This window comes from Nocardia sp. JMUB6875, assembly GCF_041154655.1.
Taxonomy (GTDB): Bacteria; Actinomycetota; Actinomycetes; order Mycobacteriales; family Mycobacteriaceae; genus Nocardia.
This window is the reverse complement of sequence record NZ_BAAFGR010000215.1, coordinates 1-11017: the sequence shown is the minus strand read 5'-3', so window position 1 is coordinate 11017 and position 11017 is coordinate 1. Positions and strand designations below refer to the sequence as shown.

General features: G+C 69.0%; 12 protein-coding genes. 8 read left to right on the top strand and 4 right to left on the bottom strand.

The annotated features are described in order from the left end of the window. Positions 1–347 precede the first annotated feature (347 nt). From ACAM49_RS35120 to ACAM49_RS35105, 4 genes are all read left to right on the top strand, one after another. On the top strand, positions 348–704 hold the full coding sequence (locus ACAM49_RS35120; RefSeq protein ID WP_369639847.1) for a hypothetical protein: 357 nt from the start codon (positions 348–350) through the stop codon (positions 702–704). A 105-nt stretch (positions 705–809) separates the two neighbouring features. Continuing rightward, on the top strand, positions 810–1340 hold the full coding sequence (locus ACAM49_RS35115; RefSeq protein WP_369639846.1) for a hypothetical protein: 531 nt from the start codon (positions 810–812) through the stop codon (positions 1338–1340). After that, a complete protein-coding gene (locus tag ACAM49_RS35110; protein WP_369639845.1) occupies positions 1340–3442 on the top strand; it encodes an MMPL family transporter in 2103 nt (700 codons plus the stop codon). Before ACAM49_RS35115 ends, ACAM49_RS35110 begins: the two co-directional genes overlap by 1 nt. Further along, positions 3439–3789: a YrdB family protein gene (locus tag ACAM49_RS35105; protein WP_369639844.1), complete on the top strand. Its 351-nt coding sequence runs from the start codon at positions 3439–3441 to the stop codon at positions 3787–3789. Before ACAM49_RS35110 ends, ACAM49_RS35105 begins: the two co-directional genes overlap by 4 nt. Positions 3790–3852: 63 nt before the next feature. On the opposite strand, the gene ACAM49_RS35100 is transcribed toward ACAM49_RS35105, so the two are convergent. Genes ACAM49_RS35100 through ACAM49_RS35085 form a run of 4 tightly spaced genes read right to left on the bottom strand, consistent with a single transcriptional unit; the run spans position 3853 to position 7938 of the window. Further along, positions 3853–4695 carry a heme ABC transporter ATP-binding protein gene (locus tag ACAM49_RS35100; RefSeq protein ID WP_369639843.1) on the bottom strand — a complete coding sequence of 281 codons (843 nt, stop codon included), beginning with the start codon at positions 4693–4695 and terminating at the stop codon, positions 3853–3855. Next, positions 4692–5924 (bottom strand): FecCD family ABC transporter permease, encoded by a 1233-nt coding sequence (locus ACAM49_RS35095; RefSeq protein WP_369639842.1) that lies wholly within the window; start codon positions 5922–5924, stop codon positions 4692–4694. Before ACAM49_RS35095 ends, ACAM49_RS35100 begins: the two co-directional genes overlap by 4 nt. Beyond that, positions 5921–6958 (bottom strand): hemin ABC transporter substrate-binding protein, encoded by a 1038-nt coding sequence (locus ACAM49_RS35090; RefSeq protein WP_369639841.1) that lies wholly within the window; start codon positions 6956–6958, stop codon positions 5921–5923. Before ACAM49_RS35090 ends, ACAM49_RS35095 begins: the two co-directional genes overlap by 4 nt. Before the next feature lie 20 nt (positions 6959–6978). Continuing rightward, a complete protein-coding gene (locus ACAM49_RS35085; protein WP_369639840.1) occupies positions 6979–7938 on the bottom strand; it encodes an aldo/keto reductase in 960 nt (319 codons plus the stop codon). Between the two features lie 260 nt (positions 7939–8198). Between ACAM49_RS35085 and ACAM49_RS35080 the strand changes: the two genes are divergently transcribed. The 4 genes from ACAM49_RS35080 to ACAM49_RS35065 all read left to right on the top strand — a co-directional run. Continuing rightward, the gene (locus ACAM49_RS35080) at positions 8199–9200 is read left to right on the top strand and encodes an undecaprenyl-diphosphate phosphatase (RefSeq protein ID WP_369639839.1); all 1002 of its coding nucleotides are present in this window, start codon (positions 8199–8201) and stop codon (positions 9198–9200) included. A gap of 16 nt (positions 9201–9216) precedes the next feature. Then, positions 9217–9951, top strand: a complete 735-nt coding sequence (locus tag ACAM49_RS35075) for a histidine phosphatase family protein (RefSeq protein WP_369639838.1) — start codon at positions 9217–9219, stop codon at positions 9949–9951. A 24-nt stretch (positions 9952–9975) separates the two neighbouring features. Beyond that, positions 9976–10563, top strand: a complete 588-nt coding sequence (locus ACAM49_RS35070) for a DUF3090 domain-containing protein (RefSeq protein WP_040808531.1) — start codon at positions 9976–9978, stop codon at positions 10561–10563. Next, positions 10511–11017, top strand: a 507-nt coding sequence (locus ACAM49_RS35065; protein ID WP_369639837.1) for an SCO1664 family protein, incomplete at its 3' end; no start/stop codon positions are given. The genes ACAM49_RS35070 and ACAM49_RS35065, both read left to right, overlap by 53 nt.

Sequence of the window (11017 nt, the reverse complement as noted above, 5' to 3'; positions counted from 1 at the left end):
GGGGTGGCGGGTTCGCGAGTGGGGTTGTCGGCGTTGCTCTCCTGCGAGGAGCACCCCGCCAGCAGGGTCACCACGGTCACACCCGCGAGGGCTGAACCGATCCAGCCGCGACGGCGCATGCAGCGAACTCCTTACTGACCGAACTGACCGACGAAATCATGCGTGCTTCCCTATCTGACCATGGTGCGCCACGACGCCGAGCAAGCGGGGGTCTTCGCGGCGGCGCGCCGTGATCGTGATCGTTGCATCCGATGCCGATTTGCATGATGTGACATGGGGTTTCGGTGGCGCTGTCGGCGACGGCGGTTACCGTGGAAGACAAAACAGGGCTGTAACAGGGAGATGTGTTGGTAGCCGAGCACCCGCCGGGGTTCACCGTCGAGGACGTGACCGTGGGTCGTTACGCGCACGGGTTCGGGATCACCGCGGACGGGCGCTCGTTCGCGTTCCGGACCCACCGCGCGACCTTGACCCTCGAGATCTATCGGGCCGATCTCGAGACCGCTGTACCCGGCCCCGAGGACATCGAGGCGGTGGCATTGGCCCCGGTCACCGATATCGATCTCGATGACGAGCGCAGCGTGGTGGCGCTGGTGCGGGATCTGATTCCGCAGGCCGGACCGGTCGCGGCCGCCCAACCTCGGGAGGCGACGACGGTGCGGGCGCTGCTGGGCCGGTTGGGCGCGGTGATCGACGGCATGTGAACCCGGGTACCCATCCGGGGTGTCTGTGACACAGGAATCACTGTCGCGCGCACGCCATGACAAACTAACGGCACACAACCGCAGTTCGAGCTGACGAGGATGTTGATGCGACTTCGACGACCGGTGACCGCCGCCCTCCTGTTGACCGTGTTCGGCGCGTCGCTCGCCGGGTGCGGCGGGAGCGATGACGAGTCGAAGGTGGCCCAGGCGCGCTCCTCGGCGTACGCGGCGCTGAGTTCGTCCTCCGCGGCACAGCAGACCAGTGCGGCCCGGCCCGCGATTCCGACGGCGGCGCAACTGGATCAGCAGATCAAGTCGGCGCTGGACCCGAATCTGCCCGATGCCGAGCGCACCGCGCTGATCGAGGACGGCGAGGCGTTCAAGGACGCGATCCCGGACATGTACAAGGCCCTCGCCGACAATCCGCGCGCGGTGTACGGGGTCAAGGATCCGGTGTTCGACAACCATGACGGCACCCTGACCGCGACCTTGAGCCTGGACAAGGACGGGTCGGGGACCAATGTGCGCACCACGGTGGTGCATTTCGTGTTCAAGGACGGGCGCTGGAAGATCTCGCGCACCGACCTGTGCGGGATCCTGCGCTCGGCCGATTACAAGACCGCGGCCTGCGGCTGATGCTCGAGGCCGGATCCCTGCGGTGGGGGCGTGCGATCCACCGCTTCCGGTATGTGGTGTTCGCGGTCTTCGGGCTGGTGGTGCTGATGTCCGGGTTCTATGGGCGCGATCTGGGGGATCATCTGACCCAGGAGGGCTGGTTCGACGAATCCAGCCAGTCGGTGGCCGCCTCGAAGCTGGCCGATCAGACCTTCGGGCGTGATACCGACGCGGATCTGATCGCGATCTACACCGCCCCGCCCGGGCGCACCGTCGACGACGAACCGGTGCGCAGCGCGGTGACCGCGGAGCTGGCGCGGCTGCGCACCGAGCATCCGGATCGGATCCTCAAGATCGACTCGTATTTCGACGGCGCACTGATGGGTCAGTTCGCCGATGCCTCGCGCACCCACGCCTTCGCCAGCATCGGGTTGCGCGGCGACGGCGGCACCGACACGGTGAACAACTATCTGGCGATCAAGGACGAATTCCGGGCCGGGGCAACGGGTTCGGGCCCGGGTGGTACGACGGTGCAGTTGGCGGGGATGCAGCCGGTGGTCGAGGGCATCAACACCGGTATGCAGGACGACATCCACCGGGCGGAGCTGATCGCGCTGCCGCTGGTGGCGATCCTGCTGTATTTCGTGTTCGGCGGGGTGATCGGCGCACTGCTGCCGGTGCTCATCGGCGGCATGACGATTCTGGGCAGTCAAGGCATCATGCGGCTGCTCACCAACCACATCCAGGTCAATGTGTTCGCCTCGGCCGTGGTGACTCTGGTGAGCCTGGGCCTGGCCATCGACTACGGGTTGTTCGCGGTGACCCGGTTCCGTGAGGAGCTGGCCGCGGGGCGCAGCGTGGAGGAGGCGACGGCGCGCACGGTGGCCACGGCCGGGCGCACGGTGTTGTTCTCGGCGGCGATCATCGCGGTGAGCCTGGGCGCGTTGTTCATCTACCCCAACGGGGTGCTGCGCTCGGTGCCGCTGGGTGGTATCTCCTCGGTGCTGCTGGCGGCGGTGCTGTCGGTGACCGCGCTGCCCGCGGTGTTGTCGATCGTGGGCCGCCGCATCGATCTGTGGGGGTGGCATCGGCTGGCGAGCATCCGCACCGCCGAGCAGATCGATGCCGGATTCTTTTCGCGGCTGGCGGTTTTCGCGATGCGCAAACCCTGGTTGGTGATCGTGCCGGTGGTGTTGATGCTGCTGGCGTTGATCCTGCCGTTCCGTCACATCGAGTTCGGTGGCCTGTCGGAGCGGTATCTGGCGGCGGGCAATCCGGCGCGGGTCGCGCAGCAGGACTTCGACCGCATGTTCCCGCACTTTCGCACCGAACCGCTGAAACTGGTGGTGGTGGGCGCGAATCCGGCGCAGCTCTCCGATATCCGCTACCAGGCCAACCAGGCGGTCGCCCCGTGGATGACGGGCCCGTTCGATCCGGCCGCGCCCACCAAGGATCAGGTGACGGTGCTGGCCAGCGGGCTGGCCGACAAACGCGACGCCGACACCGTGATCGCGGCACTGCGCGCGATCCCGCCACCGCAGGGGGTGGTGGTGATGGTGGCCGGAGTGCCCGCGCTGGAACGCGATTCGATCCAGGGCCTGCTCGAGGGGCTGCCGTTGCTGGGCGCGATCCTGGTGGCGGCGGCGATCGCGTTGATGTACGCGGCGTTCCGGTCGCTGGTGCTGGCGGTCAAGGCGGTGGTGATGAGCGCGCTGTCCATGGGCGCGACGCTGGGCGTGCTGACCTGGATCTTCGTGGAGGGACACGGGGCGGGTCTGTTCGATTTCACACCGGGCCCGTTGATGTTCGCGGTGCTGGTGTTGATCGTGACGGTGTTGTTCGGGCTGTCCACCGACTACGAGGTGTTCCTGCAGTCGCGTATGGCCGAGGCGCGCGCGGGCGGCGCGGATGCGCAGGAGGCGATCCGCTACGGCATCGCCCACACCGGCGGGGTGATCACCTCGGCGGCGGCGATCCTGATCGTGGTGACCGGTGCGTTCGGGTTCTCGGATCTGGTGCTGATGAAATACATTGCCTACGGCATGATCGCGGCGTTGGTGTTGGACGCCACCGTGATTCGCATGCTGTTGACTCCGGCGGTGTTGAAGTTGGTGTGGCGATGAGCGTGCTCAAGGGCGCGAACCTGGCGTTGATGTTCTTCCTGGAGCTGGCGGTGCTGGGCGCGGCCGCTTGGTGGGGCGCCACCGTGTCCGCGCCGGTGGCGGTGCGGGTGGTCGCGGCGATCGCGGCACCGGCGGTGTTCATCGTGGTGTGGGCGCTGTTCGGGGCGGCCAAGGACGCGAAGTTCGCGCAAACCGGGTGGCGGCGGGTGCTGTTGGAAGTGCTCTGGTTCGGGGCGGCGTCGATCCTGCTGGGTTTCGCGTGGACGCCGGTGGCCGGGGTCGTGCTGTTCGCGGTGTGGTTCGCCAACGGGGCGCTGCGGCTGGTGTGGGGCCAGCAGCAGCTGTAACCGGCCCACCCACAACCCTTTACGCAGCCACATACCCGAAGTACGCGACTGCGCTCGGGTATCTCAGCCCCGAACCGGCAGCACCAGTTGTGCACCCGTCACGGGATGGTCGAACACGTCGACCGGATGCTGGTATACGCGGGTGAGCAGTTGCGGGGTGAGGATTTCGCGCGGGGGCCCGTCGGCGGCGATGCGCCCGTTCTCGAGCACGGCGACGCGGTCGGCGTAGGCGGCGGCCACCCCGAGGTCGTGCAGCACCACCACGACCGCGGCGCCCTTGGTGGCGCGTTCGCGGGCCAGGCGCAGCACCTGCTCCTGGTGTCCGAGATCGAGTGCGGCGGTGGGTTCGTCGAGCAGCAGGGTCGCGGTGTCCTGGGCCAGCACGCGGGCCAGGGCGACGCGGGCACGTTCACCACCGGACAGCGCCGGGAAGGGGCGGGCGGCGAAGCGTTGCACGTCGGTGGCGGCCATGGCGGCGGCGATGGCGGTGTCGTCCTCGTCCTGGCGCGGGGTGCGCGCCCAGGGGGAGCGGCCCATGGCCACGACTTCGCGGGCGCTGAACGGGAATCCGACGGTATGCGACTGCGGCAGCACCGCGCGTCGGCGCGCCATATCCAGGTGTGTCCAGTGGGTCAGCGAGTGTCCGTCGAGATCGACGCTGCCGCCGGATAATTCGAGTTCCCCGGCCAGGGCGGCCAGCAGCGTGGATTTACCGGCCCCGTTGGGGCCGACCAGGGCCACGATCTGCCCGGCGATGACCGGGAAGTCGACGTCGTCGAGGACTGTGCGCTCCCCGCGCTTGGCGCTCACCCCGCGCGCATGCAACGTGACCGTGCCCGGTTCGGGCGCTTCGGGTAGTTGTGTCGAGCGTCCGAAAACCCCTGCCAGTGAACGCAATCGGTTCATGCCCAGCCTCCCGCGCGCGAGCGGGTGCGGCGCAGCAGCCAGAAGAAGAACGGCCCGCCGACCAGCGAGGTGATCATGCCCAGCGGCAGGTCCGCGTTGTGCACCAGCGCGCGGGCCCCGATGTCGGCGGCGACCAGGACCGCGGCGCCGAGGATGGCCGAGAGCGGGATGAGCACGCGGTGGCCGGGGCCGACGAGCATGCGCACCAGATGCGGCACGATCAACCCCACGAACAAGATGATGCCGGTGAACGCGACACCGGCGGTGGCCAGCACGGCGACGACCACGATGATGTTGCGCCGCAACCGTTCCACGTCCACACCCAGATGCCGGGCCGCGGATTCACCGAGCGCGAGCAGGTCCAGGCGCGGCGCCATCCACAACGCGGCCGCGATGCCCAGCAAGGTGAGCGGCCACACCACGTTGACCGCCTGCCAGGTGGCGCCGTTGAGCGAGCCCATCTGCCAGAACACCAGCTGATCGCGCGCCGCCGGGGAGGCTTTGAACAGCAGGAACGAGATCAGGCCACCGGCGAAGGCGTTGATGGCGACACCGGTGAGGATCAAGGTCACCACTTCGGTGCGCCCACCCGAACGCGACAGCAGATACACCAGCGCGGTGGTGCCCAGCCCGGCGACGAACGCGCCCGCGGCCACCGACCAGGCCGCCGCGAACGCGCCGCCGATCACGATGACGGTGCCCGCGCCGACCGCCGCACCGGCCGAGACGCCGATGACGCCGGGTTCGGCGAGGGGGTTGGCGAACACGCCTTGCAGCAGCGCACCGGCGGTGGCCAGGGCCGCGCCGACGAGGATGGCGAGCACGACGCGCGGGAACCGCACTTCCCACAGGGTCACGTATCCGGCTGGGTGGTGCGGCAGCGGACCCCAATCGAGCCCGATCTTGTGGAAGAAGCTGCCCGCGACCTCGGCGGGACTGGTCGGCACCTGCCCGATTCCGGCGGAGATCAGCGCCAGCACCACCAGCCCGGCCAGGGCCGCGGCGAAGATCAGAACGAGGCGCGAGCGACTGTGCCGACCGGTCGGCTCCGGATCGACGCTGGCCGGGAACCGCTGGGCGGCAATCGCTTCCAGTTCGGAGCTCTCGATCCCCGCGGCCGGAGGGTCGGCCGCGTCGGCTGCCGAGCCCGTGGCGGGCGTGTCGGCTCCGGTGTGACGTGTGGTCTCGGCGGTGGCCGGGTCCGGTTGTGGGCGTAGCGGATCGGTCATGCGTTGGTGGTGCCGTAGACGGCCTTGACCAGGGCGGACAGGACGCGCCCGGTGTTGGGGCCGAAGGACAGCAGTACGGCGTCGGACATGTCGACGACGCGTCGGTTTTTCCCGGCGGGGGTCTGGGCGATGCCGGGGACCTTCTCGAGGCCGTCGACGCCGCCGACGGAGGCGAGGCCGTCGCTCATGACCAGTAGTACATCGGGGGCGGCGGCGATCATGGCTTCGCTGGTGATGGGCAGGAAGTCCTGGGTGACGCCGGAGGCGGTGGCCGCGTCGATGCCGCCGATGGCCGCGATCAGCGATTCGGCGCCGGAGCCGGGTCCGAAGATCATGGTGATGGCGGTGGAGCGCAGGTACAGGAACGCGATCTTGGGTTTCGAATCCTGGTGGGGCACCGAGGCGGTCGCGGCGGCGATCTCGTCGCCGGTGCGTTTGGCCAGCGCCTTACCGGCGTCGGGGACGCCGAGGGCGTCGGCGACGGCCTGGATCTGGGGCACGACCCCGTCGAGGGTGCGCTGGGAGTCGAAGTAGACCACGGTGATGCCCAGGGACTTCAACTGGTCGCGCAGGGCGGGGGTAACGGCGGTGGTGTCGGTGAGGAACACCGTGGGCCGCAGTGCCGCAACCGCTTCCACGCTCAGGGTGCCGCTGCCGGAGGAGACCGTCGGCAGGTCCTTGACGGCGGGGAAGGCCGCGGAGTTGGAGCGGCCCACCAGTTTCGAGCGCAGGCCGAGGGCGACGACGGTTTGGGCGAGGGTGCCGTAGCGGTCGGCGGCGATGATGCGGCTGGTGTCGGTGACGGTGACCTCGCTGCCGTCGAAGGATTTCACGGTGACCGGCAGCGCGGGGGTGGGTTCGGGGCTGAGCGGGACCGGGTCGAGGTCGCCGACGCTGGCGGTGACCGGCCCCTTCTGTGCGCCGGTGGTGCTCGTGCCGCTGCCGCAGGCGGTGGCGCCCGCGACGAGACCGATTCCGAGCAGCATGATCAGCAGCGTGCGGATGGCCGGGCGGGCATTCACGAGACACCTCATGCCGGTAAGGGTAGCCTTGCTCATTCTGTGCGTGCGCTCACGTCTCCCAGGGCCGCGGTGATCGCGCGCGGCAACTCCAGGGTCTCGGCGGCCAGGATTCCGGTGAGCTGCCCGATATCGCGGGCCCCCACCAGCATCGACGCCACCCCGGGCTGATCGCGGATCCACGCCAGCGCCACCGCTAACGGTGACGTGCCGAGCCCGTCGGCGGCGGTGACGACGGCATCGACCACGCGCACGGCGTTCTCGTCGAGGCGGGCGTTGATCTCGGCGGCGGTGGCCTCGTCGGCGCCGCGGGAGTCGGCGGGCACGCCGTCGCGGTATTTGCCGGTGAGGATGCCCCCGGCCAGGGGTGCGGTGGCGATGACGCCGATGCCGTGATGCTGTGCGGCGGGCACGAATTCGTGTTCGACCCCGCGCGCGAGCAGCGAGTAGGGGATGTGGGTGGCGGTCAGGGGCGCGGCGGCGGCGAGGGTGGCCAGCTGCCAGCCGTCGTAGCCGCGGGCCCCGGCGTAGCGCACGCGCCCGGAGCGCACGGCCCAGGCGAGGGTGTCGGCGATCTCCTCGAGGGGGGTGTGCGGGTCCCAGGCGGCGACCGACCAGATGTCGAGGTGGTCGGTGCCCAGCTGGGCCAGGGTGTGGTCGAGTTGGCGCATCATGGTGCGCCGGGAGGCGTCGACGGTCCAGCGCACGGCGGCGGGTGCGTCGGCGGCGGCGTCGCTGAGTATCGGTGTGTATCCGGCGTTTCCGCTCAGTACGAGGTCTTCGCGCCCGATCTCGGACAGCAACTCGCCCAGGATGTGTTGGGCGGCGCCGTCACCGTAGGACGGGGAGGTGTCCACGAGGGTGCCGCCGGCTTCCACGAACGCCATGAGTTGGGCGGCGGCGTCCTCGGCGTCGGTTTCGCGGCCCCAGGTGTGGGTGGCCAGCCCGAGCCGCGAGACTCGCAGCCCGCTGCGGCCGACCGTGCGTTGTTCCATCACCGCGCTTGCACTTTCGTCACACGCGTCAGCCTAGGCGCAGCGGTCGCTTCTGCCCCGCTATGGCCCGCGGCGAGCGCGGCGGGTCTGCCGAATTCGCGTATGCGTGTCCGGAGTCGGACATCGCCGGATAGGGTCGCTGCGATGTTGCGGCGCTGCTGCGCCATGGCGCGCCCGGGACGGCGTTACGGTCGCGGACCGGGTGGGCCGGGCGGCGGGCGTGGTCGACGGTGTTGACTGGTGGATGTCGTGGGCGCGAAATGTCGCGCGGGAGCCGAGTTTTCGGGACTGGAGGGTGTGTGGGCGAGTCGATGACGTGGGTGCAGGCGCTGGTGCTGGGCCTGGTGCAGGGGTTGACGGAGTTTCTGCCGGTGTCCTCCTCGGCGCATCTGCGGATCACCTCGGCGGTGTTCTTCGGTGATGACGCGGGCGCCTCGTTCACCGCGGTCACCCAGTTGGGCACCGAGGCGGCGGTGCTGGTGTATTTCGCCAAGGACATCTGGCGCATCCTGGTGGCGTGGTGCACCACGCTGTGGTGGAAAGTGCGTGCCCCGCAACGGGAGTCGGTGCCGTTGCACGAGCGGGCCACCACGGTGCTGCCGGTGCTGAGCGAGGACGGGCGTTTCGCCTACGGCCCGGACCCGGACACGCAGCGGGCGCTGGACTACCGCGTCGGCTGGTATGTGATCATCGCCACCGTGCCGATCGGGGTGCTGGGTCTGGTGTTCAAGGACCAGATCCGTACCGGCGCACGGAATCTGTGGCTGATCTCGACGATGCTGATCGTGTTCGCGCTGGTGATCGCGGCGGCGGAGTACTACTCGGGCAAGGCCTACGGGCGCCGGCGTCGCCCGATCGAGCTGCTCACCACCCGCGATGGGCTGATCATGGGTTTCGCGCAATGCCTGGCGTTGATCCCGGGCGTGTCGCGTTCGGGGGCGACGTCGTCGGCGGGTCTGTTCTGCGGGCTGACTCGTGAGGCGGCGGTGCGGTTCTCGTTTCTGCTGGCGATTCCGGCGGTGGTGGCCTCGGGGCTGTTCTCGCTGCCGGATGCGTTCGAACCCGCCGGTGAGGGCCTCAACGCGTCGGGTCCGCAGCTGCTGGTGGCGACCATCGTGTCGTTCGTGGTGGGGTACGCGTCGGTGGCGTGGCTGCTGAAATTCGTGGCCCGGCATTCCCTGGACTGGTTCGTGGGCTATCGGATCGTGCTGGGGTTGACGGTGATGGCGCTGCTGGCGACCGGCGTCGTGTCGGCGACCTAGTCGGTAGGCTGTCCCGGTGACGGTGATCCTGTTGCGGCACGGCGTGTCCACGTCGAACACTGCCCGCACCCTGGCCGGGCGCAGCGCCGGTGTCGATCTGACCGATCGTGGTCGCGAACAAGCCCACTCGCTGGTCGAAAGACTGGGTTCGCTGCCGATCGAGCACATCGTGTGCTCGCCGCTGCTGCGCTGCCAGCGCACCGTCGCCCCGCTGGCGGACAAGCTGGGGCTCGAGGCCGAACCCGATGAGCGGCTGCTGGAAGTCGATTACGGCGACTGGACCGGCAAGGCCCTGTCCGATCTGGTGAGCGAGCCGTTGTGGAAGGTGGTGCAGCGCCACGCCTCGGCGGCGGTGTTCCCTTCGGGAGAGTCCTTGGCGCAGGTACAGTTTCGCGCCGTGTCCGCTATCCGCGAACGAGATCGGCAATTCGCGACCCGGCATGGTAGCGATGTGTTGTGGATTGCGTGCACGCACGGCGATGTCATCAAGTCGGTGCTGGCCGACGCGTTCGGGCTGCACCTGGACGGTTTCCAGCGGATCGTGGTCGAACCGGCCTCGATCAGCGTGATCCGCTACACCCCGACCGCCCCGTATGTCTGGCGGGTGAACGACACCGGCCCGGATCTGTCCGGGTTGGCGGCGATTTCACCGCGAACCGGCGGCGAATCGCGCTCGGGGCCGGTTCCCGGTGGGGAAACGGGTACCACGGACAGTAGTGATAATGGGGTTGCGGAACACCCCGATTCATAAATGAGTGAACCGAATGGAGGTGCAATGGGCCGAGCAATCCATATTTTCCGCACCCCCGATCGTTTCGTCGCCGGCACCGTCGGCGAGCCGGGCGACCGCGCGTTCTATCTGCAGGCGGTGCAGGAACCGCGGGTGGTCAGTGTGCTGTTGGAGAAGCAGCAGGTGAAGGTGCTGGCCGATCGGATGGGTCTGCTGCTGGACGAGGTGCAACGCCGGTTCGGGACCTCGGTGCCGCCGCAGGCCGCCGATGTGGCCGACACCGCGCCGCTGCTGACGCCGATCGATGCCGAATTCCGGGTCGGCACCATGGGTTTGGGCTGGGACGCGGATGCGAACGCGGTGGTGGTGGAGTTGCTGGCGATCACCGAGACCGAGGTCGACGAGTCGGTGGTGCTCGATGACACCGAGGAGGGCCCCGACGCGGTGCGGGTGTTCCTGACTCCGATCCAGGCGCGGGAGTTCGCGTTGCGCTCGGCGCGGGTGATCGCGGCGGGCCGACCGCCGTGCCCGTTGTGCGGGGAACCGTTGTCCCCGGTCGGGCACATGTGTGTGCGCACCAATGGTTACAAGCGTGGCGAGATCTTCGGCGCCACCGAGATCGACGAGGAATGACGTGAGCGACCCGCTGCACACCGCCGAGTTGACGGTGATCGGGCAGGTCACCACCGCCAGCAATGTGACCCTGGTCTGTGAGACCGACGGGGAGCAGGGGCTGCGGGTGGTGTACAAGCCGGTGCGCGGGGAGCGGCCGCTGTGGGATTTCCCGGACGGCACCCTGGCCGGGCGTGAGGTGGCCTCGTATCTGGTGTCGCAGGCGCTGGGGTGGGGGGTGATTCCCGAAACCGTGTTGCGGGAGGGCCCGTTGGGGCCGGGGATGGTGCAACGCTGGATCGACGTGGTCGAGGACGGCCACGGCCCGGATCTGGTGGATCTGTGCCCGGTGGGACAGATTCCGGCCGGTTACCGGGAGGTGTTGCGGGCGTTGGATCCGGGTGGGCATCCGGTGTCGCTGGTGCACGCCGAGGATCCGGGGTTGGTGCGGATGGCGGTGCTGGATGTGTTGATC

Bases quoted from the DNA above. Each gene is read 5' to 3' on its own strand.
- ACAM49_RS35115 (WP_369639846.1), top strand. From the start codon at position 810: ATGCGACTTCGACGACCGGTGACCGCCGCCCTCCTGTTGACCGTGTTC.
- ACAM49_RS35110 (WP_369639845.1), top strand. From the start codon at position 1,340: ATGCTCGAGGCCGGATCCCTGCGGTGGGGGCGTGCGATCCACCGCTTC.
- ACAM49_RS35105 (WP_369639844.1), top strand. From the start codon at position 3,439: ATGAGCGTGCTCAAGGGCGCGAACCTGGCGTTGATGTTCTTCCTGGAG.
- ACAM49_RS35100 (WP_369639843.1), bottom strand. From the start codon at position 4,695: ATGAACCGATTGCGTTCACTGGCAGGGGTTTTCGGACGCTCGACACAA.
- ACAM49_RS35095 (WP_369639842.1), bottom strand. From the start codon at position 5,924: ATGACCGATCCGCTACGCCCACAACCGGACCCGGCCACCGCCGAGACC.
- ACAM49_RS35090 (WP_369639841.1), bottom strand. From the start codon at position 6,958: ATGAGGTGTCTCGTGAATGCCCGCCCGGCCATCCGCACGCTGCTGATC.
- ACAM49_RS35085 (WP_369639840.1), bottom strand. From the start codon at position 7,938: ATGGAACAACGCACGGTCGGCCGCAGCGGGCTGCGAGTCTCGCGGCTC.
- ACAM49_RS35080 (WP_369639839.1), top strand. From the start codon at position 8,199: ATGTCGCGCGGGAGCCGAGTTTTCGGGACTGGAGGGTGTGTGGGCGAG.
- ACAM49_RS35070 (WP_040808531.1), top strand. From the start codon at position 9,976: ATGGGCCGAGCAATCCATATTTTCCGCACCCCCGATCGTTTCGTCGCC.